The organism is Lactobacillus sp. UMNPBX19 (assembly GCF_002553805.1).
Taxonomy (GTDB): domain Bacteria; phylum Bacillota; class Bacilli; order Lactobacillales; family Lactobacillaceae; genus Lactobacillus.
The window spans coordinates 1-26,814 of the sequence record NZ_PCYR01000022.1; the positions used below are offsets into that span (position 1 = coordinate 1).

Below are 26,814 nucleotides of genomic sequence, written 5' to 3' on the forward strand. Positions count from 1 at the left end.
ATTGGACTAAGCAAAACGGTGTCTTTGTAACCGGTGGAGCAATTAACTTGAGAACTGGCGCAAGCACTAACAGTAAAGTAATTGCAATGCTTCCAACAAACACAGAAATCAAGTACGATGCCTACCGTACTGAGGGTCAATACACATGGTTGAGACAACCACGTGCAAATGGTCAATATGGTTACTTAGTAGGACGTAACAATGGCCAAGCATGGGGAACGTTCAAGGAAGGTTCTGCAACAGCAAGTAAGCCAGCAGAAACTAAGCCTGCTAATAAACCAGCTAAGCCAACTAACAAGCCAAGTACAAACACTAACGTAAACAGTGATTGGACTAAGCAAAACGGTGTCTTTGTAACCGGTGGAGCAATTAACTTGAGAACTGGCGCAAGCACTAACAGTAAAGTAATTGCAATGCTTCCAACAAACACAGAAATCAAGTACGATGCCTACCGTACTGAGGGTCAATACACATGGTTGAGACAACCACGTGCAAATGGTCAATATGGTTACTTAGTAGGACGTGACAATGGTCAAGCATGGGGAACATTCAAAGAAGGTTCTGCTAAAGCTACTAATGCAGTAGCTAATAAGCCTGTTCAACAAACTACTCCTAAGCAAGTAAATACTAATAACAATGCTAGTTGGACTAAACAAAATGGTACTTTCATTACTGGTGGAGCAATTAACTTAAGAACTGGCGCAAGTACTACTAGCCCAATTATTGAAACTTTACCAATTAATACTGTAATTAAATACGATGCATACTACCGTTCTGGTAACTATGTATGGTTAAGACAACCACGTGCAAATGGTCAATATGGTTATTTAGTTGGTCGTTTGAATAACCAAGCATGGGGAACTTACAGATAATTTGAGAACAATTTTCAAATAGACTAATACATGAAAGACATGATCCTAATGGGCATCATGTCTTTTTTGTCTTATAATAAACTATGAAAAAAGCATGGAGGATATAATTTTGATTTATACAGTAACCTTAGATCCTAGTGAAAGTGTAGTAGGTAAAGGAATTAATATTTCACTTATTTTAAAAAAACTAGGTATTGATTCAATTGCGACTGGAATTGTAAATCACAAAAATGTAGAGCAAGTAGCAGAAGAGCTTGATAAAGCTGAGATTGAGAATCAATTTATTGAGCAAACTCGTGGAATTAAAATTACTGCTAAAAACCAACAAAAATTATTGGATTATTTGAAAGTCTTAAAAGCTGGTGACATTTTAGTAATTGCCGGAAGCTTTGCTAAGGGAATAGATCCAGTTTATCTAACTGATTTGGCTAAAGTTGCTGATCAAAGAGCAGCTGCATTAGTAGTAGATGTTCCTTATGAAAACGTATTTGATATCTTGCCAATGAACCCATTATTAATTAAGCCAAATGAGACTGAATTGAAGTATTGGTTCGAAAAGGATGACAAGGAAGTAACTACAAAAGAATTAATTGATATGGCTCATAGCTTAGTAGTCAAAGGAGCACAACATGTTCTTTTGTCCTTAGGTGCAAATGGTGCTGCAATTGTTAATATGATGGATGCTTTAATGGCACATGCGCCTGAAATTGAAGAAGTTGATAGTAGTGGTAGTGGGGATGCCTTACTTGGAACTTTCTTAGCTGGGATGCTTAAAGGATACACTCCTGTTAGAAATTTAGCTGATGCAATTGCTGCAGGTAGTGATACGGCTCAAAGTAAATGGCTTACTGATTTCAGAACAACCCCCGCACTTCAAAAGCAAATTATTGCTAGAAGAATTACCTTTGAAGAAGCAGAATAAATAGAATAAGTTGGCTTATAAAAGCCGACTTATTTTTTGTTGTTTTTTAGTATAATGGTACTAAATTTACTATAAGGGGAAGAAAAGTGGATCTATCTATATTTATTGTTAGTTTAGCAGCTTTAGTAATTCCAATCGTTATGGCGCGATTTAGGATTAATGCTATACCAACGGCAGTTGCTGAGATTGTGACTGGAATAATTCTAGGAAAAAGCTTATTAGATACCATAAAAATCACAAGCAGCGTATCGCTTCTATCAAATTTAGGTGTGATTTTGCTGATGTTTCTATCAGGTATGGAAATTAATTTTGATCTTTTTAAAAAGAAGGATTTACCTGAGTCTAAACGGAGTAAAATTAATCCAGCACGAATAGCAATTATTGCTTTTATCGCTATTACAATAACGGCATTTGCTTTAGCTTATATTCTAAAATTAATAGGCCTATTTAATGACGTTATGCTGGCTATGATTATTTTTATGACTGTAGCCTTAGGAGTGGTAATTGCCACTCTAAAAGAAAAAGAAATCTTATCTCGGCCGATTGGGCAAACCATATTATTAATAGCCGTTCTAGGGGAAGTAATTCCTTTATTGCTGTTGACTATCTATGCTTCAATTAACGGTGGGAATGCTGGAAGATTATGGCTTATTGTTCTGCTTTTCCTAGCAGCAATTATCTTGTTGAAACGATTTAAACAACCATATCAATGGTTTAATAAGATCTCTAAAGCAACTACTCAATTAGATATTCGATTGGCTTTCTTCTTAATATTTACATTAGTAACAGTCGCAGAACGTGTAGGAGCAGAAAATATTTTAGGTGCCTTTTTAGCTGGGATGGTTATGAAGTTACTTGAACCAAGTGAAGCAACAATGGATAAGCTAACTTCTATTGGTTATGGATTCTTTATTCCAATTTTCTTTATTACTACGGGGGTTAAGCTAGATTTGAAGTCACTTCTGGCTAATCCAAATGCTTTAATGTTAATCCCAGTTTTAGTATTGTTCTTACTTTTAGCCAAATTACCTATATTTTTGGTTTATACACGAAATTTCAATAAACGTAACAGTCTTGCGGGTACATTTTTAATTATGACTACAATTACGATTGTACTTCCAACATTAGAGGTTGCTCGTAAGTTAAATGCAATTACTGAAACTCAATCAGATGCTTTTATTTTGGCAGCCGTAGTCGTATGTATCTTAGGCCCAATTCTATTTAATTCGCTCTTTAGATTAACTAAAGAAGATAAAATTAAGCAACGAGTTGTCATGATGGGAACCAATGTAATGACTGTTCCTGTTGCTCAGGAGCTTCATGATAATTGGTATGATGTATTATTAGTAACCCATAAAAAAGAAAACTATGATACTTATAAGAGTAAAGTTGCTAATTTAAAGTTAATTAACAGCTTAGAAGAGGCATGTTTAGAAAAAGCTGGTGTCTTTGACTGTGATATTTTAGTAGCTGGATTTATTGAAGATGACCTAAATCGTAAAATTGCCCGTTTAGCAAAAGAGCATGGTGTTCAAAGAGTTATTGCTAGTCAAGAGAGACCAAAGCCGGAAACAATTAAGAAATTAGTAAGTGAAAAAATTGAAATATACAATATTTTCAATGTTCAGACTTCTGTATTAAGAGCTCTAATTGAATCACCTTCAATTTTGAGAATTTTAACAGATACTAGGAATGGCTTGTTTGAAGTAACGGTTAGAAATCATAAGTATGCTGGTCAGAAATTGATGAATCTAGACTTTATTGAACAAATGACTGTTAGTCGAATTTGGCGGAATGGTAAATGGCTAGTGCCACATGGAAATACAATCATTGAAGTAGGAGATCATCTAATTTTTACAGCTAAAGGTGAAGATGCAGAAAGAATTAGAGAAGAATTGGGTAGAAGAAACTAAATATAAAAAAATGACAGGATTTTTAGTCCTGTCATTTTTGTTAACGTTGCTTTTTTGCTTCTTGTAAAACAGCTAGAGTATTTAGACTATGGGTAAAAGCTTGATCAGCAACTGTAAAATCATGTTGATCAATAATCTTAGTGAATTCGATAAATTCAGCAATCATTCGATGAGAATACTTGTTGTGGTTAACAACTTTCGGCTCTTCTCCTCGTAATTGGATGCCAACTTTTGGCATTTCATTAGGATGGCCGTAAATTATGAGTGCACCTTTTTCACCTTCAATGGTGCTGACATTAGGTGAAAAGCTATCTTTAGCAGCAATTGAACTGGTCTGTTTATCAGAATATCCCAAATGAAGGATACCAGAAGTATCAATATTTTTTTGAATAGTTGGGAAATATTTAACAGAATCTGGCTTACCAAATAATTTAATAATAATGTGTAAGTTGTAGATGCCTAAATCCATTAGAGCCCCACCATCTTTTTTAGGATCGAAAGCTGGTTGAATGTCCCCTTCTAAGAAAGCATCATAGCGACTTGAATATTGAGTGTAATTAAGATTAACGACATGAATGGGTGCAATTTTAGCTAAGTTATCTTCAATGAATTTAAAGTTTTCTAAATAAATGTTAGTGATCGCCTCAACAATAATTACTTGGTTTTTATCAGCAATTTCTTTTAATTCACGTGCTTCATCAGTTGTAGCAACAAATGGCTTTTCACAAATGACGTTTTTTCCTGCTTCTAATGCGGCCTTGGCAATACTAAAATGCAAACTATTTGGAACAGCTACATAGACAGTATCGACATTAGCATCATTAAATAGGTCAGTATTGTCTTGATATAATTTTGAAATATTGTATTTTTCTTGCAATTCAAGACCAATTTGATGACTTCTTTTAGTAGTTGAAAGAGCCGCAAGTTCAAGATTTGGGATTTGATCAGCAATTGATAGAAAATCATGAACAATTTTTCCTGAGCCAATAATACCTAGTTTCATAATAAAACCTCCTTAATTAAGTTTAAAATTTAATTTTTTAGCATTTTTAGTAACTGAGGAAGGTACTGTTAATTTTTTAACTTTATTAATGTCATAAAGATGTAAGGTGAGAGTACCTTCTTTCTTACTATTATAGGTAACTTTATAGTACATATCAGTTAGTTGTTTTTTTCGATTAATCGAAATTCGTACATCAATATTTTTAACATTGGTTGATTGTGGATCGCTAGTGGGAGCGACAGTAGTCGCTTTTTGCATGCTTTTAATTACGTTGCTATTATCACCCTTATAGGAAATAACATAACCATTAAATCCATTAGATTTAAGTGTCATATGCTTAAAGGTGTCGTCAGAAAATTGGGTGAAATCATGTGCAGTATAGAGCTTTTTATAACCTGAATAAACTTCACTGAAGATGGCATTTTGTTTAATGTAATTCCATTGTTTCGTGCCATCACGGTGGTAAACATAGTCTTTGTTACCCCATAATTCAGAATTAGTATCAGATTTAGGGATACTTTTCATGGTAATATGGATGGCATTATCTGGACCGACGACATAATTTGAATACATTTTTGACTTTGCATTAGTAGTTTTAACATTAACGCGTGCAGTAGCAATTTTGGTATTGTCAGCCGTAGTTAATGCATCTTTAACGCTTGGCTTATTAAATGCAATAATTGCGCCCCAGACTACTACGATTAGGATAATAATACCTAAAATTAAAGCGGCAATTTTGCCGCCTTGATTGTTAGAAAAAATAATTTTTTTATCTTTGATTTTATTTTTTCCCATCAGTGTATCTTTCTAAATGATTATTGATTATTTTGTTCTTCTTGTGCTTTCTTGATGTCTTCAGCACTAATTGCATTCTTTTGAATGTCAGAAGGAACGGCTAAATCACTGTGTTGACCTAATTGGTCATAAGTTAGGTTCCAAGTGAAGTTATATTTTCCGCCAGCAGTATATTGGGCCTTAAAGGTCATTGATTCGACATTTTTGGTAGTTGGATCAATTAAATAAGTGATCTTAAGATTTTGAACTTGAGCTGATTTTACTAAGCGGGCTACCTGCATATTTTGAGAACCAGGAGTGTTCATGGCATCAATAATCAAAGGATTGACAGCATTCCATAGGTTGGCATCAGTACCATCAAAACTAATTTCATAATTTCCATTTTTTCTTTGAACAGTGGCTTTTTTCGCAAAAGCTTTATTAATTTTCTTAAAAGTTGTAGGATCGAATCTTTCTTTTACTTGGTCTGAATCAAAGTTATCTGCATCAATTGAGTTTTTAATCCAATGACCCTTGTTTTGCTCTAAAAGTAAGTACATATTGTTCTTGGTAAGCCACATTTGTTCAGTTTGAGATTTTTTCTTTTGAGTTAAGGTATAAGTAAGGTTAGTTACATCACCTTTGTCTTTGAATAAACCTTCTGATTTTGACTTTTGGTTTATTTCATTAGAATTAGTAGTTTGAGTGAAATGACCGTTAGCAAAGCTAGAATTAAATTTTGCATTGATTAATGAACTTGCAGAAGGTCCAGTACTCTTTGTTTGTTTACTACTTTTATTTGAACAAGCTGTAGATAAAGAAACTAAAATTACTCCCAATAAAATTAGGAAGCTGAATTTTTTCTTCATAAAAATATATTCCCCCAATAAATGTATCTATCTTATTTTATTTTACTCTATTTTTGGCTGAAAAAAGTATTCTAAGAGCTTAACTCTAGTGCTTTTTAAGGACATTTAAAATATTGCGTAATTTACTGCCCCTAACTTGTAAATTGCTTACTGCTTGGGTTACCTCAATGCAGCCAATATATTTATCATGTTCATTATGAAGACTATAGAAGGAAATGTTAATTGGTTGTTTATTTTTGGTAATCATGATTGAGATTTTTTTACGCTTGCCGGCGTGCATTTGATCTAGGACTTCTTTGACATGCTTTTGACTGTGGCCGGGATGCACCTCAAAAACAGTTTTACCGATATCTTTTTCAGTACGCTTAAAGAGGCGATTCTCATTCATAGAGGACCAGACAACACGGTCGTTTTCATCTAAAACGTCCATTTCTTGTGGAATTGTTCTAAAAATTGCATTTAGCTGTTCAAGTGAGAGATGCCCACCATCTAACTTGATATTTTCCATAATTAAATACTTCCAATTCATCAAAACTAATATATCTATCGTTATTTTAACATTAAATATTTTGTGAATTAATCAAGCTTTTTTTCGTAATTCCTATGAAAATTTTGAATAAGCGTGTAAAATAGTTAGTGAAACATTGAATTTTAAAGGAGATACAGTTCATGTCGAAATTAGTTTTAATTCGTCACGGTCAAAGTGAATGGAACCTTTCTAACCAATTTACTGGTTGGGTTGATGTAAACCTTTCAGAAAAAGGTGTTGAAGAAGCTAAGAAGGCTGGTCGTTTAATTAAGGAACACGGTCTTGAATTTGATCAAGCTTACACTTCATTATTAACTCGTGCTATCAAGACTTTGCACTACGCACTTGAAGAAAGTGACCAACTTTGGATTCCTGAAACTAAGACTTGGAGATTAAACGAACGTCATTATGGTGCTCTTCAAGGTTTAAACAAGAAGGATACTGCTGAAAAGTACGGTGACGAACAAGTTCACATTTGGCGTCGTTCATACGATGTTTTGCCACCAGCTATTGATGACGATAACGAATACAGTCAAGCACATGACCGTCGTTACGCAAATCTTGATCCACATATCGTTCCTAAGGCCGAAAACTTACACGTTACTTTAGATCGTGTAATGCCATTCTGGGAAGATCACATTGCTCCAGATTTACTTGACGGCAAGAACGTTATTATTGCTGCACACGGTAACTCACTTCGTGCTTTAACTAAGTACATTGAAAACATCTCTGATGATGACATTATGGACTTAGAAATGAAGACTGGTGAACCAGTTGTTTACACATTTGACGACAAGTTAGATGTTGTTAACAAAGAAAAGCTTGACGACTAATTTTTAGTTCTTGAGTAAAAGAAGCTCCGACGAAAGTCGGAGCTTTTTTTCTTGAAAATTTTAAATTTATAAACTCTGATTTTGATATAATCAATACGGCACACTTGCCCTAAGGGAGGTGTAGTCATCTTGAATTTTCTTAAAGACGTCCTTGTTTCTTTGGTCTCTGGACTTGTAGTGGCCACTTATAGCACTATGCTTAGCTATTGGTTAAAAACTTCTAAGTCTAAGAGAAAGAAGTATCGACGTAAAAAGTATCGGCATAAATAGTGTGCCAAAAACCTCCCAATAAAAAAGGGATTATCCAACCGGCATTGGATAATCCTTTTTTGTCATCTTGAATTTCTTTATATAAGAATTATAACATATTTTGTTTAGAATAAGACGAAGATAATAAAGTAATTTGAGTTGTTGAAAGGAATAATCATGAAAGAAAGAATTGTAATATATCCAGCAATCTTTAAACCAATTGAAGATAATGTTTACTTTATTAGTTTTCCCGATGTTAAGGGAGCTATTACTGAAGGACATGGATTAAAAAATGCTTTTGAAATGGCAGCAGATGCTTTGGGAACAATTTTGTTTGATGAAAAGAAATTGCCAAAAATGACTGATCCAGCTGAGATTAAAATAGAGGAGCCTGGCGCTTTTGTGACATTAGTATCGACTGATCTAACAAAATCAGCAGCTAATTTTAAAAAAACTGTCAGAAAAAATTGCATTATCAATAATAAAAAATTCCGAAATTCTATCGATTGATGATAAATTTCGGAATTTTTTTGCTTTTGGAAAATGTTGGTATAAAGGGAAAGTTATTAAAGCGGTGTAAAAAATTACAACAAATTGTGTAAAAAGGCTTGACTTAGTTGAAAATGGGGGGGGTAAACTACCCTTGTATAAACTGTTATTTATTACTTTTTTGGAGGATGTAAAATGAAGAAAAGAACAACAATGTTGATGTCTGCTTTGTTTGCAGCTGGAGCATTTGCACTTAATGGAAATGTTGCTAAAGCTGACAATGTACAGGCAGTGAATAATAACAATGCTAATAGCACAGAAGTTAAGCAAAATGATGTTAAGACTGATAAGAAAGCTTTTGATGTGGCAGCTGTTCGCTCTGATGACAATGAAAATATGGATGTACCGAATTATCAAGAGCTTTATGACAAGTCGAAAGATATGTTTTATGAGGCTGCTAAAGAAACACAGGGAAGTTCATATAATAGACCTATTGAAACATATTCTGATATAGAAACTGATTCTGATGAAAACATGTTTAAAAATAAACCAGAAGATATAAGTTATGTAGGTGCTGGCGACTATCTTGAAGATGATACAAATGTTGACTATGCAAATATAAATTCTCAACTTAATAATGCAAAAACAAAAGTAGATACATATTTGGACAACGCAGTAAATAATAACATATCTCAATTAACCAACTCTAAAAATACAGCACGAGAGGCGTTAGAGTCTGTAACACTTCCTGACCTTGTTATGCCTACTCCTGAATCAACAGCTGTTAGCTCTGATTGGGGCACATTGAAGAGGATATATGATACTACTTCACGCCCATATTTAGCTACTTTAGCCGACTTAAGAACTCATTTCAGTAGCACTTATAAAGATGACGCACATAATTATATGAATAAATTGGCAGAATTAGTATCGAGAAATGTAAATAAAGATAAAGATTGGGTTCTATATAACACTAATCCTTATGTTCCGACTGCATTGAACTATCAATACAATAAAGATCTAATTAAAGTAGATGAAGACGCCTACAACAGAAACCATGGTATCAAATCAGACGAAAATACTTCTGACAACAAGAATCAATCAACAACTGATACCAAGAAGGATCAAGCATCCCAAAATGTAACAGACAATACAACTTCAAAGAAGGATCAATCTTCTGAAAAAGTAACAAACGACACTACTTCAAAGAAAGATCAATCAACTACAAGCACTTCAAACACATCATCATCAAATACTAACCAAACTACTGAAAGTAACTCTTCAACTACTTCAGCAAAGACTACTTCTGATACTAAGACTCCAGTAGCTAACAATGACAGTTCAGCTGCTAAGACTACTGACGTAGTTAGGAACGAAACCAAATCTACTGAAAATACTGCAAGTGTAGTTAAGAATGATACTAAAGCTGCAACTGAAAAAACTACTGATGTTAAAGTTGTTGCTCCAGCAAAGAATGCTTCAAATGAAGTAAAGACTACTGATGCAGCTGCTAAAGCAAGTGATGCTCATGTTGTTGCTTTAAACAGTAAAGTTAACGCTGGTACTACTTCTACTACACCAGCTGCTGCAACAAAGGGCTCACAAGCAAAAGCTACCGAAAACAAATTGCCACAAGCCGGAACTGACGAAAAGATTAGCTTATTTGCAAGTTTAGCTGGTTTGTCAATTGCTTCTCTTGGCTTAGGTGCTTTAGGTGCAAGTAAGAAGAGAAAGAACGACTAATTATAGGTTGAAAAATTAGTATCTATAAAAGCATATTCCCAATCGAATATGCTTTTTTTATGAGTAATAGGAAGAATAAAAGTATGGATAGAAATGAATTATTAAATTACCTTGACCAAAAAAGAATGGAAACCGCTGGTGTTGCACAAGCACAACAAACTTTGTCTGATGATAAAAATAGACTAGAAAATGCAAAGAGAAAGTGGCGTAAAACCATTATCTTTCTTTGGATTTTAGTAGGTATATCATTTTTTGGTTACAATCCTAGTGACCCAAATTCTTTAGGAGGTATTTTGTTTGGTGCAATCCTACCAGCTGGCTTAATGATTTTTAAATATTTTAAGTATATTAAACCCCTTAATGAACAGATAACTAAAGATCAAGCAAAGCTTAATGAAGAATTAAATAATCCAGTTTACCAAAACGGAAAAAACGGCTTCCCTGAAAAATTCTACAATTATGGGGATGTATATCTTCTATGGAAGTTAGTAAGTGAAAACCGAGCAACTACATTGCAAGAAGCTTTTAACTTACTTGAAACTCAACAATATCGAGCAAATCAAATGGCAATTCAAGAACAGATTAAGGCTATTCAAGAAGATACAGCTAGAAGTGCTAAAATTGCTGCAGTGGCTTCAACAGTTAGTGCGGTTAACTCTACCCGTCCTAGAAAAGTTGAAGTTAGTGGAACAATTAACCATCACGTTAATTAAATTAGGGAAAAGTTGGATAAGTAATGAAAAAGAAAGTATTAATTACAGCAGGAATATTGTCGACACTTTTATTAGCAGGCTGTAGTAATCAAAATACGAGTAGTGGAAACCATGATAGTAAGAAAAGTTCAGTAGTTTCTACTAAAAAGAGCTCGAATCAAAGCAGCCAGTCTAAAAAGAATGCAGAAGAAATGGATAATGCACAATCTTCTAGCTCTAGTTCAGCTAATAAGAGTCAAAGTAGCTCTAGTATAAAGCAATCCAATAATAAAGCTGAAAAAGAAACAAAAAACACTGCTAAAAGCAATAACAGTGATGACAAGATGAATTTTGATCAGATTGAGCAAGGAAACTATAGCAGCTTAGCTGGAACCTGGAAATCCACAAAAATTGTTGTTCGAGATGGTGGAGAAGATAAGGTAAATACTGAAAATCCAATTACCTTAGCTGTAACTCCAGATACAATCCAAATGGTTGGTGGCGATAAAGTAGTCGTGAATAAAGATGGATTAAATTATAACGACGATCTACATCCCTTAACCTTCCAAAAAACGCAGAATAGTTTGACGGGCGCCTTAGATGATGCTCAAATTAACTGGTCTGTTTCATTCTATCCAGCAGGTTCTACTGATTTTACAATTAATGGTGAAAAACAAGCTCCATCTTCAAAGAACTTAATTGTATTTTGGAGAAGCGGAATGAGTACAACCATGGTTTTTGAGAAAGAATAATAATGAGGTAAGCAGATGAGTAGCTACGAAAAATTAAAGAAAAACAAAGTAAACTGGATTGTAGTTGCGGTAATAGCTTTAATAGCAATTATCTCCTTAATTGGATGGAGTAATTATAGATCGCATCATTTAGATGGAACTTATACTAACCAAGCAACATTTTTAGGTGTGACATCAAAAACAAAACTAGAATTTTCTAATGATAAAAAAGTAAAGATGACAAATGGTACGACATCAGAAAATGATACTTATGAATTGTCCGGTAATGATTTAAAAATAAAAAATGAAGATGATGAAGTAATTATGCGTGCTAAGTTAGCTGATGATCGAAAATCATTTAAAGTAAAATCAATTGCTGGTGATATTTTCGGTATCCTCAAAAATATTGAATTTATCAGACAAAGCTAAAATATATTAATGATGACATTCCCTTCAAAATCTTATATAATTGTAAAAGAAAAGGAGATAGAGAGTGCGAGTCTCTACCTTCAATCGTAACTTAAGATGACTGATTGTGTGGCTAATCCTTGTGATTAGCCTTTTTTGTTATTGCATAAGCAATTGCTGCACGGATTAGGAAAATACCCAATGCGTTTAAGACAATGCCGATAGCAATAGCAGCTATTGTCAAGGCAGACCAACACTCTAGCCTATCCAAATTATCATGACTTCCACCTCCGTAACCTAAAATATATGTGAGGGGTGTAGAGCCATGAAAAGTTACTAAGCTCTTATATTAGCTATCTATAAAAGGCCCAATAAAAATTATATCAAAATATGAATTGAGAATTTGTAGTATTAAATACAAAAAAAGACATTCCAACAGGAATGTCTAAAGTGTGACTATATGTTTAAATTTTGATTTAACTAAGAACTAGTCTTATAATTTTACCAACTAGCTTTACGCACACCAGGAAGTTGTCCCTTGTGTGCTAATTCTTTAAAGCGTAAACGTGACATACCAAACTTACGCATATAACCATGTGGTCTACCATCATTTAAATCACGGTTATGGTAGTGAGTTGGGTGAGCATCAAGCGGTAATTTTGCTAATGCTTCTACGTCACCAGCTTCTTTTAATTCATAGTATTTCTTGATTAATTCACGCTGCTTAGCAGCCTTAACGATTTTGGATTTTTTTGCCATATATCTTTCCTTTCGAATATAGAGTATAAAAAATAGTTTAATTAAGAATAAAAAATGACTGATTTGAGCTAACTTAAAGTAAGTGTATTGTATTAAATTATTAATAATTTGTCAAAAAGAAAGTATTTTAAAAAGAATTAGTTTAAAATAAGTAATGATTGATTAAAGAAGGGAAAATAAGCCGTGGGTATTTTTAAAAGAATACTTCATAATGAAGACTTGCGACAGCTAATAATTTATGTATTAATTGGTGTGTTAGGATTAGGTGTTGACTTTGGAATTTTTGCCATTCTAACTCACTTTAAGATGCAAGTCGAAGTAGCTAATTTTATTTCATCATCTTGTGGGTTGATCAACAACTTTTTCTGGAATAGTTTTCTTAACTTTAAGGTTCACGATAAATTATTAGTAAGATTTATCTCCTATTATTTAGTAGGACAAATTACAACTTTGTTTACAACTATCTGCCTATTTATTTTTGTGACTCAACTTGGCTATAATCAATTGATTGTAAAGGCTGTTTCTACATTTATCGCTACCTTGATCCAATTTGTAATTAATAAGTTACTTACCTTTAGAAAAATTAAAACTACTAAACCAAACGTAGACGTTAGAAAGTAATAAGAAAGACTGTTAAAGTATGAAAAAATTATCAATTATAGTTCCTTGTTATAATGAAGAAGAATCTGTACCACTTTTTTATCCCGCAGTGAATAAAGTAATGGATACTATTCCTGATCTAGAACCAGAATATTGGTTTATTAACGATGGATCGAAGGATAATACCCTAAAAGAAATTAAAGAACTACGCAAGAAGGATCCAGAGCATGTACACTTTGTTTCATTTTCAAGAAACTTTGGTAAGGAATCCGCTCTTTACGCTGGACTTCAAGCGGCAACTGGAGATTATGTAGTTGTAATGGATGTTGACTTACAAGATCCTCCTAAGTTCTTACCACAAATGTATGATCTAATTAAAACCGGAGAATACGACTGTATTGGAACCCGTAGAGTGGATCGTACTGGAGAAGCTAAATTTAAGTCCTTCTTAAGTGATATGTTTTATAAGGTGGTTAATAAGATCTCTGATACTGAAATCGTTCCAGGAGCTCGTGACTACCGAATGATGACTCGTCAAATGGTAGACGCAGTTTTGAATATGCCTGAATACAACCGTTTTTCAAAGGGGATCTTCTCTTGGGTTGGATTTAAGACCAAGTATTTAGACTATCACAACGTTGAACGTGTTGCTGGTGAAAGTGACTGGAGTACTTGGAAGCTATTCAAATATGCTATGGATGGGATTGCTGACTTTTCTCAAGCTCCACTTAACTTAGCTGTCTGGATTGGTACAGGATCGTTTATCTTATCACTTATTGGATTGATAGCAGTGATTATCCGTCGTGTGCTTTACCCAGGTTCAAGCATTTTTGGTTGGGCTTCAATGGTATGCATTATATTGCTTCTTGGTGGTCTACAACTTCTCTGCATTGGTATTTTAGGTAAATATATTGGTAGGGTATATATTCAAGTTAAGAATCGACCAATTTACATTATTAAAGAGAAAAAATAAATATGACAAAAGGCCGAAGTTCACGTGGAGCTTCGGCTTTTTTAATGAGAAATATTAAAATTTAAGAGTTTTGATCTTCTTTAATAGTTAGGCTTAATAATAATCCGATTACGATTAAAACTAAAGTGAAGTAAAAGACGTAGTGAGTACCATTAGTGAATTTAACAGCACTGGAGCCAGCTACAGTACTTTGTCCTGTAGCCAATAAAATCGTTGCAATAGCAGTCGCAATCGCACCTACAATTTGTTGAAGGGTATTCGTGATTGTTGAACCATCAGCAGATTCTGGTCCTTGAATCGCGTTTGGAGCATAAGTTTGGGCAGGCGACATAGCTAGTGGACAGCCAATCATTAGAATGATCTGAGCTAAAATAATATACCAAATAGGAGCCGTTGGGGCAGCTAAGGCAAGCATTAGGGCACGATTAAAGCAATAATAAAACCTAAAATGGTAGGTCTCTTAGCACCCTGACTGTCATAAATTCGACCAGCGAGAGCGGAGGTTAAAGCATTAATAATACCGCCTGGAAGCATAATGATACCGGTAAGGGCCACAGCAATTGAAAGTCCATTTTGGATGAATTGTGGCAATAAATACATTGCTGACAAAATAATACCAAAATCAATCATGACTAACAGGGCACCAGTTCGAAACTGTGGAATAGAAAATATTTTTAAATTTAAAATTGGATTTTCTAACATAAGTTGGCGATGAACATAAAGGGCCAAAACAATAATTGCTAGAACAAATAATCCGATTACAGGTACAGAAGTCAAGCCTAGGTCAGAGGCTAAACTAACACTAGCCACCAAACTGGCAAAACCTACGGCCGATTCAATAATAGAAAGATAATCGATTTTAGGCCTAGTAATTTTAGTTGTGTTTTTTAATGAAGTAAAAGCAAAAATGATTGCTACTACCAAAAATGGTACGAACATCCAAAAAATCCAATTCCAAGATAATTTGGCTAAAATTAAATCGGTAACTGTTGGTCCGATTGCGGGAGCTAGTATAATTAACATCGCGCAAACACCCATTGCTGCCCCTAAACGATTAGGCGGGAAAATTTGCATTGCGACAGTAAACATTAGCGGTAAGACAATGCCTGTTCCGATTCCTTAAATCATTCTTCCTAAAAGTAAAATTTCAAAACTAGGTGCTAAGGCAGAAATAATCGCTCCAAATAAGAAAGCACATAGACCAAAAATAACTAATTGTCGTGTTGTAAACCACTTAGTAAGCAAACTTGAAAGTGGTAAGATAATACCGATAATTAACATATAGCCGGTAACGAGCCATTGAATAGTACCGCTTCTGACATGAAAAGCGCTCATTAATTGCGGCAAAGCAATGTTTAACGATGCTTCAGATAACATCCCTACAAAGGCTCCAATCATTAGCGCAGCCATTGCCATCCAAAGATGAGCAACAAAAATCAGCGGCTTTAATTCAGGACGTGTTTGTGATTGTACTTCTTCAAAAAAATTCCTCCTGTATTTAATTTCTAAAAAAGCGTCGCTGATCATACTAACAGAAAAAATTTTTTCTCGTAAGTAATTTTTTCGAAGATTCTAAATTTGAAAAATGCGATAATTTGAACAAGGGAGAATTTACGAATGAAAAAATTAACAAAAGATATCTGGATAAAGATTGCTTTATCTCTTCTAGGAGTTTTGGCTGCTACTTTGGTCTATGTACCTAACTATGCTCTAGTTGATCAAGGGCTCAAAGATAGATGTACTATCTTTTTTATTGTTGCGATAGTTTTACTTTGGCTACCGATGGAACTAAGGAGCAGTATTTTTGCACTTAATTTTTACTATGAATTAGGTTTGATTTTGATTATTGTCTTTTTCATGACTAATCAAATGGCAATGAATTTTACTATTGGTCTAGTGATTGCTTTGCTTTTACTAACTTGGATTGGAATGGTAATTTTCAAAAATAATTTAGTCATGAAGCAAAAAAATAGTGAGCTTTTAATCATTAGACTTGTCATGATGCTGGTTTTAGCATATTTAGCCTATATCAGCGGATTTGCAGCTCTTATGGGAGCTGAGATCTTTACAGTACAGGGACAAACTTGGCTACTTATTTTGGGTTTTGTTCTGTGTGTATATTATCTCGTCTTAGCGGGAAGTATTTGGCAACCATGGTTTAGAAGATGGACTTCTTGGATCATGATTTTAGTAGCAGTTGTTTTGCATATGTTATTTGCAAGTGCTACCTCTTTAAATATTATCTTTTTGCCTTTAATTGGAGAGGTTATTTTACTTATTCTAGTTTGGCGGAGTAACAGAATTTTAATGAAAAAGAAAAGGATTTCATAATTAGCTCTTGTCAGACTGTATCGATCCTTGATAGAATTAATTGTTTAAAAATTTAGGAGAGATACAAAATTATGAAATATGTTTATTTGTTTTTACCAGCAATCGGCTGGGGACTTATGCCCTTAGTTATTGCAAGTGTAAAGAATAGTACAGTTTATAATCAAATCGTTGGTACTGTTGCTGCTTCATTTATTTTTGGCGCAATTGTAATGGCAATTATGCATCCAGCAATGAGCTGGTCACTCTTCTTGCTTTCTGCATTAGGAGGAGCTTGCTGGGTGATTGGTCAAGTTGGTCAATATATTTCCTATGAAAAAATTGGTGTTTCTGAAACTATGCCACTTTCTACCGGTTTACAATTAATCGGGGTTCCTCTTGTTGGGGTACTTGTTTTTGGTGAGTGGAGCAGCCCTCAAGCTAAACTTTACGGCTTCATTGGAATCTTAGTTTTGATCATTGGAGTTGTTTTAACTTCATTGACTGATCGTGGAACAAGTGAAGGAAACAAATCTAATCAAGTAAGTACTATTATCTTGCTTGTTTTAACTTCACTTGGATATATTACTTCAAGTTCTATTCCAAAGGCTTTACATGGAAACAGCATTTCTATTTTCTTTGGTCAAACTTTTGGTATGTTAGTAGCTGTATTTATTTATACATTGGTTACTAAGAATTTACATGTTTGGAAAGAAAAATCTACAGTTCAAAGTGGTGGGGCAGGTATTCTTTATGCAATTGCCGCATTAGCTTACATTCTTTCTGTTCAAGATAACGGAGTTAACATGGCTTTCGTTATTTCTCAACTTTGTGTAGTGATTTCTACTTTAGGTGGTTTGATTTTCTTACACGAAAAGAAAACTCGCAAAGGCTTGATCTTTACCATTGCAGGCCTAATTTTAATTATTGGCGGTGCAATGTTAACTACATTATTCTAAGGAATGAAAGAAGGCATCCCACGTCTGGGATGCCTTCTTTGTATCAACTTGTCCTAATTCATAAATCATTTTTAGTATTAGAACTAAATTAAAAGTCAAGTTAAATACATAGAGCTTTTTAACAAATAGAAAAGTATTTAAAGTTAAATAACAAGTAAAGAAATAGAGAATTCAATAATAAATTATATGTTATCGCTTACAGTTGACATATTAAGTATGGCGTGATATTTTCAAAATGGGATTGGTCGAAATTGTTTAGGAGGACAATGGATGCTAGCAATTGAAAACAACCAATTAAAGGTTGAAATTAATGAGGTCGGCGCTCAAATTACTCATGTAGTTGATAAGACTACGAATGCCGACTATATCTGGAATGGGAGTGAATGGGAAAGACATGCTCCGATTCTTTTTCCGGCAATCGGAAAATCGAATGACAATAAATATATTTTAAATGGAAAAATATATGAGATGAAGCAACATGGCTTTGCACGGGATTATCCTTGGACAGTTGTGGACAAGGGGGATGATAGAGTAAGTTTGACTTTAACTGAAAATGAAGAAACTTTAACTGTTTATCCCTTTCACTTTAGTCTAATGGTTACTTACACGTTAGAGGCTAACCAATTAAAGGTAGAATTTTTAGTTAAAAATAATTCAGAAGAAACGATGCCTTTTGGTCTTGGATTCCATCCAGGATTTAATGTTCCAATCGCTGGAGATGAATTGGAATTTTCTGATTATGAAGTTTCATTAAGTCCAGAAGTTACAGAATTAACTCAATTCCAAATTGATCCTATTCCATTTAGAAATGGTAAAGTTATTCCAGTACCTAAGGCAGAAAAGAGTACGTTACCTTTATCATATTCAGAATTTGATGATGGGTTGATTATTATTAACAATCCTGGATTAACTGGAATTGTATTATCGAGTGCAAAATCTGACCATCAGATTTCTTTAACTTTAGAAGATTTTCCATATGTGGCACTTTGGACAATGATAGATCCAGAGGCTAAATTCTTATGTATGGAGCCTTTTGCTGGACTACCTGATGTTAAAAGTGACGAATTAACTGATTGGATGAAAAAAGAGGGAAATAACTTCTTAAAGCCAGATGAAAGCACACATTTTTCAACAACAATTACTTTAAAATAAGATAGAAAGAGGGAAGCAATAAGTTTTTCCCCTTTTTTACTAATTAGTTAAGATTTGTCATAATTAAGTTTTAAGAATGTAATTTTGCTATAATATCCTTGTTTTAAGAAAGTTTGAGAAAGAATATTATGGATAATAAGCCCCAAGAACCTATTCACTCAAGAGTTGAGTTGAATAGAGAAAAACATAATAAGAAAAAAAAGGTCCAAATTATTATTGGGATAGTTTTAGTTTTGTTTTTAGGACTTGGAATTTATGCAGGTTCCGTTTATTTAAAAGCAAAAAATGCTTTTGATAAAACTTATGATCCTAAAACAGCAGTCAAGCAAGATAGCTTTTCTGGTAAGGAGCCCTTTAATATTTTGTTGTTAGGAACAGATACGGGAGCCTTTGGCAGAAAAGAAGTTCGCGGAAACTCGGATACAATGATTTTAGTGACCGTGAATCTGGCCAAAAAGAAACTTTCTTTAATGTCCATTCCACGTGATACAATGGCCCGGATGATTGGTACAGATAGCTTTAGTGTGCATAAAATTAATGCCGCTTATAATATTGGCGGAGCAAAGATGGCAATGCAGACCACAAGTAAAGTTCTCAATGTGCCAATAAAATACTATATTTCGATGAATATGGGTGGCATGCGTAAGATTGTTGATGGAGTTGGTGGCGTTACAGTGACGCCACCATTGACCTTTACTTATGATGGCTATACCTTTACTAAAGGAAAAACAGTTCACTTAAATGGTAATCAAGCTTTAGCTTACTCTAGAATGCGCTATGACGATCCTAAGGGAGATTACGGTCGTCAATTGAGACAGCGTGAGGTCATTATGTCCGTTTTAGAGCACGCACTATCCTTTAATACTCTCAAAAATTTAGATTCAATTTTAGGTTCAGTGTCTACTAGCCTGAGGACAAACTTAACTTTTGATTCAATGGTTAAGATTAGTAAAAACTATCGTAAATGTACTAACAATATGTCTAGTGACTACTTGCATGGTGTAGGAGCAATGATTGGAGACGCTTCGTACCAAGTAATGTCTGATAGAGAATTACAAAGAACTTCAAATATTGTGAGAAATGATCTTGGGTTAGATTCGATGGATATTGATAATAATGAAACTTATCAAAATTCAATGAATTCCCAATTTAATTGGAACAGTGGTGACTCTAATCAGGTATACTACATATATGATCCGCATACGGATGAATTATGGAATGGAGATAGAGCGTACTAATGGATGAATTTGTCTCGCTAGTAATAGGATATTTCCTCGGAAATATCCTTTTTGCTATGATTGTTACAAAAATATTTTTGCATAAAGATCCGACTAAATACGGTTCTGGTAATCCAGGAACGGCTAATGTCGGAGCAGTTTTTGGTAAAAAATGGGGTATTCTGACTTGCATTGGTGATTTAGCCAAAACTTTAGCTGCTTTGTTAATTGTTTACTTTATTTATCATGGTAATCGTCTAGATCTGTCTTTTGCAGGTCTTGGAGTGGTTTTAGGACATTCTTTCCCATTTTGGAATTATTTTAAGGGTGGTAAAGGAGTAGCGGTCACTGCATTGTGGATTGTCTTTTTTGATTGGAGAGCGGGCTTAATTGCTTTATTAATTGGCCTATTTTTAGTCATTATTATGAAGAACCTTACTATACCACCGTTGGTCTATATGTTAGGATTCAGCATTTTTACTTGGATTAATTTTGGCTGGGAACAAGGGTTAATCTTTTTAATTGCTACCTTAATCATGATTTTTCAATTTAGAAAAGATATTGTCGATTTCTTTACTGGTAAGGGTAAGCGTGTGGATGTATTAGTCACAATTAAGAAAAAGTTGGGGATATACAAATGAAATCAGTATTGAAAAAGACAATCCAGTGGATTTTACTTATAGTTTTACTGCTGGGAATATTAATTCAAACCTTAGGCTTTTGGAATTATAATCCGCCAACCGTTGCTGGCCGAACAAAAATTGGTTTAATGATTGGTTTAGTAGAGCTAGCCGTGATGGTTTGGTATGGGATGAGCTATGGTGACAAGGAATACAGCTTTAAGGAAACAGTTAAAAGTTGGCTTGAAGGAGTAATTACCCTAGTCATCTTTTATCTAGTGTTCGTTATTTCTTTGCCGCAATTTTTCTCTGCTTGGAACTTGTGGGGAATCTTCTTTCCCGTTTTAACAAGTACATCAGCTTTATTTAGTGGGATTATTATTTCTTTATTCTTTCAACCTTTTATTTTTAGGCTGCAAAATAAGTTAAGTACTAAGCAAAATGTTTTGTTATTAACTACAATTACAATTTTGATCTTTACCTTAAGTGCAGGTAATTCGCTTTTAACTAGCTATAGTATTTTTGGTCTCTATTTGGTATTGCCATTTACCTGGGGAATGCTTATTTCAAAAATTACTGTATCTAAGAGGCTAGTAGCTGCCTTAACAGTTGCAACAGTAATCTTACTTCCCGCAGTTTATTATTTCACTATTCAATTAATACCAATTCAAACTCCACAAGCTGTTGTCTTCACACAGATGAACATGTCATGGAATACGAGCTTGTTAATGAGTCTATCATCGCCATTGATGATCTTATTTGTAGTAACTGGCGGATTACTTTTTAGAAAATGGTTGGTAGATGTATCACATAGTGCATTGTCTCTTTTAATTCCTGCAATTATCTTTGGGACAACTGCTTATGGAATGACTTTATGGAAGGAAAAGCTTCAATTATTACTGGCTCCTGTTAGTAAAAAAGTCACTTTTCTCTTAATTCTGTCATTATTGATCGCAAGTTTTATTATTAATTTTATTTTTAATAAATTTGTTCTATCAAACAAGCATGTGCAAAACTTTCTGAATAAATTTACTGGCACAGATTTAAATGATCTTCTTAATCTATTAAACAGCGGCTTGAATTTCCTTAAGAAGCATAGGCCAATAATATGTCTCTTTGTATATTTTATGGTTGTAAGTATTATTGGTTTCTTTACATTTAAGAGTAATGTTAACGTTACCTTGACTTATATTTTTACCAGTAGACTTGGAACTGTTATTTTGTCCAGTATTTTTCTTCTAGCATGTTTTGAAGTCTTTTATGTAATTACCAAGCACTTCTGGGTAGCAGCAAGTATTCCAACTATTTTGGGTTTAGGAATTGCGATTGCTAATGGCATTAAAATGAGCTTGAGAGAAGAGCCCGTTTATCCAACCGAAATTGGTGAAATTGTTAATTGGAAAACTTTAATTCCAATGATGGGGACAAATAATTTAATCTATATTTTAATTGGATTAGCTGTCCTAATCGTTTTAATTGTCTTTTTAGAAAAGAAGTTTCCAATTAATCTCAAGCGTAAAAAATCAAGCTGGATAAAATTGGTTATTAGCCTCTTAGTTTTAATTACACCTTTGTGGTTTAACGATGAAAATTCACCGATCTATTATATTTCCAAGGGCTTTGATAATAGTCCTAACTTTAGAAATCCACCAGATAGTACGGGAGCTAACGGCTCAATTCTGACTTTTCTAGACTTTATTAAAGTGCCGATCATGGATAAGCCAGCTAATTACTCAGAAAGTTCCATAAAAAAAGTAGTTGAAAAATATCAGAATGAAGCAGTAAGCATTAATAAGACGAGAAAGAATAAGTTAAGTGATCAAACACTTGTCTTTAATCTTAGCGAAAGTTTTGTTGATCCAAAAGAATTTCCAAGTGTTAAGATTTCTAATGATGTTCGTGATCCAATTAAATATATTCGAAAATTGATGACAACCACTACTTCTGGCCACATGCTTAGTGCTGGTTATGGTGGCGGAACTGGAAATATGGAATATGAATCCTTAACTGGATTTAACATGGGAGTATTTTCTACTACAATCACGCCATACACGCAAGTTACATTCCGTTACAAGTTTTATCCAACAATTGGAATGGACTTTAAGTACAGCAGTGCCTTACATCCATTTAATGGTACATTCTACGGCCGAATTGATAATTATCGTCGCTTTAAGTTTAATAAATTTGCTTACTTAGGCTCTAAGTATAAGATTTACGACAAAAAGACTATTGGAACTAATCCATATTTATCTGATGAGACAGCTTATCAAAATGGTTTGCGACAAATTAATAGTCAAAAAGATGGTCAGTTTATCAATTTAATTTCAATGCAAAACCATATTCCATATGGTGATTATTATTCTCCAAATGAATATAAAGAAAATGTCAGTGGGTCTCTAATTTCTGATGAAAATACTAAAAACAGTTTTGCTGCATATACTAAAGGTATTGAATACACAGATAAGGCTGTGAAAAAGTTCATTAAACAAATTGATAAAATCAATAAGCCAATTACCCTTGTATTTTATGGTGACCACTACCCAGCAATTATTGATCAGACACAATTAAACAAGTATCCGGTAAAATTACATGCAACGAACTACTTTATCTATTCAAATAAGTATGCCCGTGAGCATGGTGCTAAGAGTAAAATCAAGCCAAATAAATATGTCTCAACAGCTTCCTTTATTCCAATGGCTTTAGAGCAAACTAATTCAAAAGTAACAGCTTATCAAGCCTTGCTTACTAAGATTTATCAAGAATTACCTGCTATCACTATTAACTATTCTGGAGATGATGGCTTTGAATTAATCGATCAAAATGGTAAGCAAGTTTCTGAGAAGAAATTAACTAAGAAACAAAAAGAGTTACTAAAAGATTATCAATTAATTCAATATGACATGTCTGCTGGGAAAGGATACAGTTTAGAGACTAAGGGTTTTTATAAATAAGCAGTTGACTAAATAGCCATTCTCCCTTATGATCATAGGTAATATAGTAGCCACTTAATTCAGTGTTCAGAGAACTAGCGGTTGGTGTAAGCTAGGCAGGTTAAGTAGGCGAAGTACATGGTGGGGTAGTTTCCGTATCAACTATTTTAAGGCGCATTAGGCGTAAACGTGGGTGGTACCACGGCTAATAAAGTAATTTAGTCGTCCCTAGATTTCGAAAGAAGTCTAGGGACGTTTTTGTTAGGAGAAAGTTTATGGCAAAATTTGATATTTTAGAAGATTTAAAATGGCGTGGAGCTATTAATCAAGAAACTGATGAAGAGGGTTTGCGTAAGTACTTAGCAGAACATGATGATTTAGCTCTTTACTGCGGAACTGATCCAACCGGAGATTCTCTTCATATTGGACACCTAATTCCTTTCATGATTATGAAGAGATTCCAAATGGCTGGTTATCACCCAGTAATTTTAATTGGTGGTGGTACTGGTTCAATTGGTGATCCGTCTGGGAGAAAGACTGAACGTGTTCTTCAAACCGCTGAGCAAGTTAAACATAATGAAGAAAAATTAACTGCTCAGATGAAGAAATTATTCGGTACAGAAAACTTTGAAATTAAGAATAATGCGGAATGGTTAGGTAAGTTAAACTTAATCGATTTCTTGCGTGATTACGGTAAGTTTTTCCAAGTTAATAACATGATTAATAAGGATGTTGTTGCTAGTCGTTTGGAAAATGGTATTTCATTTACTGAATTTACTTACCAAATTTTGCAAGCAATTGACTTCTACCATTTAAATAAAGATAATGGCGTACAACTCCAAATTGGTGGTAGTGATCAATGGGGTAATATTACTGCAGGTATTGACTTGATCCACAAACTTGAAGGTTCAGACCGTCCAGCATTTGGTTTAACTATTCCATTAATGCTTAAAGCTGACGGTACTAAGTTTGGTAAGTCTGCTGGTGGAGCTGTATGGCTTGATCCAGAAAAGACTAGTCCTTATGAATTCTACCAATTCTGGATCAACCAAGATGACCGCGATGTTATCAAGTATCTCAAGTACTTTACTTTCTTATCTCGTGAAGAAATTGAAGATTTAGCTGAAAAGACTGAAAAAGAACCTTGGAAGCGAGCAGCTCAAAAGAAATTAGCTGAAGAAGTTACTAAGTTTGTCCATGGTGAAGAAGGCTTGAAAGAAGCTCAAATGATTACTGAAGCATTATTCTCAGGTAATGTTAAGAGCCTATCAGTTCCTCAAATTGAGCAAGCTTTGAAGAACGCTCCAAGTGCTGAAGTAACCCATGAGTCTAAGAATATCGTAGAATTTTTGGTTGAAACTAAGATTGAACCATCTAAGCGTCAAGCACGTGAAGACGTTAAGAATGGTGCGATTTACGTAAATGGTGAGCGCCAAAATGATATTGACTTTATTATCGAACCAGATAGTGATTTTGATGGAAAATATGTAATTATCCGTAAGGGTAAGAGAAAGTATACTCTAGTTAAAATTAAATAATAAATAAAAATTAAGGACTAGGAATGTAAAAACGTTCCTGGTCCTTTTTGCTATAATTAAATTGATATCTGCCGTTTTAGCTCAGGAGGTAGAGCACCGCCGTGGTAAGGAGGAGGTCCCCAGTTCAAATCTGGGAAACGGCTTAGTGAATAATTTAGTAACAAAAAAATTTTAGGGATGGTCAAAAAGACGATCCCTTTTTATAATTGTTATAAATAGTATAAATAATTTATGAAAGAAGAATTAATATGGCTCATGAACTTACGCTAGATGAAATTGCAAAATTTCAACAAGATTATCAACAAAATAAGCAAAATAAAATTGCTGAATTGGCTGTTGTGAATAACGGTGTGCAAAAAGCAAGTTTCAACGGTGAAGGTATCCGTGATTTAAATCGAACTTTCTCAATTGAAATTCCAACTGATAATGTGACCGACCAAAAGCAATCAGGTCGTTGTTGGTTGTTTGCTGCTTTGAATGTTTTACGTCATAAGTTTGCCAAGCAATATCATGCAAAGAACTTTACTTTTTCACAAAGCTATCTTTTCTTCTGGGATCGAATTGAAAGAGCAAATATTTTCTTTAATCATATTCTAGAAACTGCGGATAAACCTGTGGATGATCGTACTGTACATTTTTACTTACAAGCACCTGATACCGATGGTGGACAATGGCACATGGCTATTTCATTAATTAGAAAATACGGCTTGGTGCCAACTTATGCACAAGACGAAAGTTTTACAGCTAATAATACAGCTGCTTTTAATCAAGCATTGAATATGAAATTGCGTGAAGATGGACTAGTTTTGCGTAAACTTGCTCAAGCTGGTAAAAATGATGAAATTGAACAAAAACGTCAAGAATATTTAAGTGAAATTTACCGCATGGCTGTAATTGCTTTTGGACAACCTGTGCAAAAGTTCGATCTAGAATTTAAAGATGACGATGGAAATTACAAGTTAGACCAAAATATTACCCCATTAGACTTTTTCCACAATTATTTTGAAGATGACTTAGATGATTATGTAGTACTCTTTAATGCTCCAGATCATGAGTATGATAAGCTTTACGCTTTTCCATTTGAAGATAATGTTGAAGGTGGTAGCCCAGTTAGATTTTTGAATACAAAGATTGAAAATCTTAAGGAAGCAGCAATTAAACAGCTAAAAGATGGGGAAACAATCTGGTTTGGTTGTGATGTAGGCAAGCAAAGTGATCGTCAAAAGGGAATTTTAGCTGCTAATTTATATGAAACTGATACGATTTTTGGTATTGAAACTAAGTTAAATAAAAAAGAACGTCTTCAAACTGGTGCTAGTGGGTCAACTCATGCAATGACCTTTGTAGGCGTAGATGTAGTTGATGGTAAACCCCGTCAATGGAAAGTGGAAAACTCATGGGGAACAAAAGTTGGTGATAAAGGCTACTTTGTCATGGATGATAAATGGTTTGACGAATACCTATTTAAAGTTGTAGTTAAAAAGCAATACTTACCAGAGAAACTAGTAAAAATTGCTGAAGGCGAAGCAACTCCTGTGCCTTGTTGGGATTCAATGGCTTAATTAAATTATAAATTATGTACAGAATACTAATAATTACTGCTTAGCTGATAATTATTAGTATTTTTTTGTATAAGTATTTGTTGACAAAAATTTAATTTAAATAAATATAATTTTAGAGACTGTAAAATAGTTTGTGTAAGGATGAATGATTCCTTAAATTTATTTCTTTA

26 protein-coding genes, 1 tRNA gene and 1 pseudogene are annotated in these 26,814 nt (G+C 34.0%); 21 read left to right on the plus strand and 7 right to left on the minus strand.

The window, feature by feature from the left end; genetic code table 11:
* The 3 genes from CP370_RS06925 to CP370_RS06935 form a co-directional block, all read left to right on the plus strand.
* On the plus strand, nucleotides 1-872 hold an 872-nt coding region (locus CP370_RS06925; RefSeq protein WP_199160324.1), incomplete at its 5' end, for an SH3 domain-containing protein.
* Nucleotides 873-966: 94 nt separating this feature from the next.
* On the plus strand, nucleotides 967-1,794 hold the full coding sequence (locus CP370_RS06930; protein WP_012845535.1) for a PfkB family carbohydrate kinase: 828 nt from the start codon (nucleotides 967-969) through the stop codon (nucleotides 1,792-1,794).
* 86 nt (nucleotides 1,795-1,880) lie between these two features.
* On the plus strand, nucleotides 1,881-3,707 hold the full coding sequence (locus CP370_RS06935) for a monovalent cation:proton antiporter family protein (protein ID WP_087713355.1): 1,827 nt from the start codon (nucleotides 1,881-1,883) through the stop codon (nucleotides 3,705-3,707).
* 40 nt (nucleotides 3,708-3,747) lie between these two features.
* Here CP370_RS06935 and CP370_RS06940 read toward each other — a convergent pair whose 3' ends face one another.
* The 4 genes from CP370_RS06940 to CP370_RS06955 all read right to left on the minus strand — a co-directional run bounded on the left by CP370_RS06940 (nucleotide 3,748) and on the right by CP370_RS06955 (nucleotide 6,861).
* The gene (locus tag CP370_RS06940) at nucleotides 3,748-4,710 is read right to left on the minus strand and encodes a Gfo/Idh/MocA family protein (RefSeq protein ID WP_012845537.1); all 963 of its coding nucleotides are present in this window, start codon (nucleotides 4,708-4,710) and stop codon (nucleotides 3,748-3,750) included.
* A gap of 12 nt (nucleotides 4,711-4,722) precedes the next feature.
* Nucleotides 4,723-5,505, minus strand: coding sequence for a DUF6612 family protein (locus CP370_RS06945; RefSeq protein ID WP_087713354.1), 783 nt, complete (start codon nucleotides 5,503-5,505; stop codon nucleotides 4,723-4,725).
* Nucleotides 5,506-5,525: 20 nt separating this feature from the next.
* Nucleotides 5,526-6,353 carry a DUF6612 family protein gene (locus CP370_RS06950; RefSeq protein ID WP_087713353.1) on the minus strand — a complete coding sequence of 276 codons (828 nt, stop codon included), beginning with the start codon at nucleotides 6,351-6,353 and terminating at the stop codon, nucleotides 5,526-5,528.
* Nucleotides 6,354-6,438: 85 nt separating this feature from the next.
* Nucleotides 6,439-6,861: a PAS domain-containing protein gene (locus tag CP370_RS06955; protein WP_012845540.1), complete on the minus strand. Its 423-nt coding sequence runs from the start codon at nucleotides 6,859-6,861 to the stop codon at nucleotides 6,439-6,441.
* Nucleotides 6,862-7,022: 161 nt separating this feature from the next.
* Between CP370_RS06955 and CP370_RS06960 the strand changes: the two genes are divergently transcribed.
* The 7 genes from CP370_RS06960 to CP370_RS06985 all read left to right on the plus strand — a co-directional run bounded on the left by CP370_RS06960 (nucleotide 7,023) and on the right by CP370_RS06985 (nucleotide 12,048).
* The gene (locus CP370_RS06960) at nucleotides 7,023-7,715 is read left to right on the plus strand and encodes a 2,3-diphosphoglycerate-dependent phosphoglycerate mutase (protein WP_004896047.1); all 693 of its coding nucleotides are present in this window, start codon (nucleotides 7,023-7,025) and stop codon (nucleotides 7,713-7,715) included.
* A 129-nt stretch (nucleotides 7,716-7,844) separates the two neighbouring features.
* Entirely contained in the window at nucleotides 7,845-7,985 is a 141-nt protein-coding gene (locus CP370_RS09750; protein ID WP_158227041.1) for a hypothetical protein, read from the plus strand.
* 156 nt (nucleotides 7,986-8,141) lie between these two features.
* Nucleotides 8,142-8,474, plus strand: a complete 333-nt coding sequence (locus tag CP370_RS06965; protein WP_087713352.1) for a type II toxin-antitoxin system HicB family antitoxin — start codon at nucleotides 8,142-8,144, stop codon at nucleotides 8,472-8,474.
* A 174-nt stretch (nucleotides 8,475-8,648) separates the two neighbouring features.
* Nucleotides 8,649-10,196: a hypothetical protein gene (locus tag CP370_RS06970; protein WP_087713351.1), complete on the plus strand. Its 1,548-nt coding sequence runs from the start codon at nucleotides 8,649-8,651 to the stop codon at nucleotides 10,194-10,196.
* An 83-nt stretch (nucleotides 10,197-10,279) separates the two neighbouring features.
* On the plus strand, nucleotides 10,280-10,909 hold the full coding sequence (locus CP370_RS06975; RefSeq protein WP_087713350.1) for a hypothetical protein: 630 nt from the start codon (nucleotides 10,280-10,282) through the stop codon (nucleotides 10,907-10,909).
* A gap of 23 nt (nucleotides 10,910-10,932) precedes the next feature.
* On the plus strand, nucleotides 10,933-11,640 hold the full coding sequence (locus CP370_RS06980; protein ID WP_087713349.1) for a DUF6287 domain-containing protein: 708 nt from the start codon (nucleotides 10,933-10,935) through the stop codon (nucleotides 11,638-11,640).
* A 15-nt stretch (nucleotides 11,641-11,655) separates the two neighbouring features.
* Entirely contained in the window at nucleotides 11,656-12,048 is a 393-nt protein-coding gene (locus CP370_RS06985) for a hypothetical protein (protein WP_087713348.1), read from the plus strand.
* Nucleotides 12,049-12,160: 112 nt separating this feature from the next.
* Here CP370_RS06985 and CP370_RS09755 read toward each other — a convergent pair whose 3' ends face one another.
* Both CP370_RS09755 and rpsN read right to left on the minus strand, forming a co-directional pair.
* A complete protein-coding gene (locus tag CP370_RS09755; RefSeq protein WP_158227042.1) occupies nucleotides 12,161-12,298 on the minus strand; it encodes a hypothetical protein in 138 nt (45 codons plus the stop codon).
* 230 nt (nucleotides 12,299-12,528) lie between these two features.
* Entirely contained in the window at nucleotides 12,529-12,786 is a 258-nt protein-coding gene (gene rpsN, locus CP370_RS06990) for a 30S ribosomal protein S14 (protein WP_087713347.1), read from the minus strand.
* A 183-nt stretch (nucleotides 12,787-12,969) separates the two neighbouring features.
* On the opposite strand from rpsN, the gene CP370_RS06995 reads away from it, so the two are divergent.
* Both CP370_RS06995 and CP370_RS07000 read left to right on the plus strand, forming a co-directional pair.
* Complete coding sequence (locus tag CP370_RS06995; protein ID WP_087713346.1) at nucleotides 12,970-13,407, plus strand: GtrA family protein; 438 nt, start codon at nucleotides 12,970-12,972, stop codon at nucleotides 13,405-13,407.
* Between the two features lie 19 nt (nucleotides 13,408-13,426).
* Nucleotides 13,427-14,359 (plus strand): glycosyltransferase family 2 protein, encoded by a 933-nt coding sequence (locus tag CP370_RS07000; protein WP_012845545.1) that lies wholly within the window; start codon nucleotides 13,427-13,429, stop codon nucleotides 14,357-14,359.
* 61 nt (nucleotides 14,360-14,420) lie between these two features.
* On the opposite strand, the pseudogene CP370_RS07005 reads toward CP370_RS07000, so the two are convergent.
* Nucleotides 14,421-15,775, minus strand: a pseudogene (locus CP370_RS07005) (DHA2 family efflux MFS transporter permease subunit).
* A gap of 201 nt (nucleotides 15,776-15,976) precedes the next feature.
* On the opposite strand from CP370_RS07005, the gene CP370_RS07010 reads away from it, so the two are divergent.
* From CP370_RS07010 to CP370_RS07050, 9 genes are all read left to right on the plus strand, one after another.
* Complete coding sequence (locus tag CP370_RS07010; protein WP_012845549.1) at nucleotides 15,977-16,690, plus strand: hypothetical protein; 714 nt, start codon at nucleotides 15,977-15,979, stop codon at nucleotides 16,688-16,690.
* Nucleotides 16,691-16,761: 71 nt separating this feature from the next.
* Nucleotides 16,762-17,625, plus strand: coding sequence for a GRP family sugar transporter (locus CP370_RS07015; RefSeq protein ID WP_012845550.1), 864 nt, complete (start codon nucleotides 16,762-16,764; stop codon nucleotides 17,623-17,625).
* A gap of 270 nt (nucleotides 17,626-17,895) precedes the next feature.
* Nucleotides 17,896-18,777 carry an aldose 1-epimerase family protein gene (locus CP370_RS07020; protein WP_087713345.1) on the plus strand — a complete coding sequence of 294 codons (882 nt, stop codon included), beginning with the start codon at nucleotides 17,896-17,898 and terminating at the stop codon, nucleotides 18,775-18,777.
* Between the two features lie 128 nt (nucleotides 18,778-18,905).
* Nucleotides 18,906-20,015 (plus strand): LCP family protein, encoded by a 1,110-nt coding sequence (locus CP370_RS07025; protein ID WP_087713344.1) that lies wholly within the window; start codon nucleotides 18,906-18,908, stop codon nucleotides 20,013-20,015.
* A complete protein-coding gene (locus CP370_RS07030) occupies nucleotides 20,015-20,635 on the plus strand; it encodes a glycerol-3-phosphate acyltransferase (RefSeq protein WP_087713343.1) in 621 nt (206 codons plus the stop codon). The genes CP370_RS07025 and CP370_RS07030 overlap by 1 nt, the downstream gene beginning before the upstream one ends.
* Complete coding sequence (locus CP370_RS07035) at nucleotides 20,632-23,565, plus strand: LTA synthase family protein (RefSeq protein ID WP_087713342.1); 2,934 nt, start codon at nucleotides 20,632-20,634, stop codon at nucleotides 23,563-23,565. The genes CP370_RS07030 and CP370_RS07035 overlap by 4 nt, the downstream gene beginning before the upstream one ends.
* A 254-nt stretch (nucleotides 23,566-23,819) precedes the next feature.
* Nucleotides 23,820-25,082, plus strand: coding sequence for a tyrosine--tRNA ligase (tyrS, locus tag CP370_RS07040; protein WP_087713341.1), 1,263 nt, complete (start codon nucleotides 23,820-23,822; stop codon nucleotides 25,080-25,082).
* Between the two features lie 70 nt (nucleotides 25,083-25,152).
* Nucleotides 25,153-25,225: transfer RNA gene (locus CP370_RS07045), tRNA-Thr, on the plus strand.
* A gap of 105 nt (nucleotides 25,226-25,330) precedes the next feature.
* Nucleotides 25,331-26,644 carry a C1 family peptidase gene (locus CP370_RS07050; protein ID WP_012845556.1) on the plus strand — a complete coding sequence of 438 codons (1,314 nt, stop codon included), beginning with the start codon at nucleotides 25,331-25,333 and terminating at the stop codon, nucleotides 26,642-26,644.
* The last annotated feature ends 170 nt before the right edge of the window (nucleotides 26,645-26,814 follow it).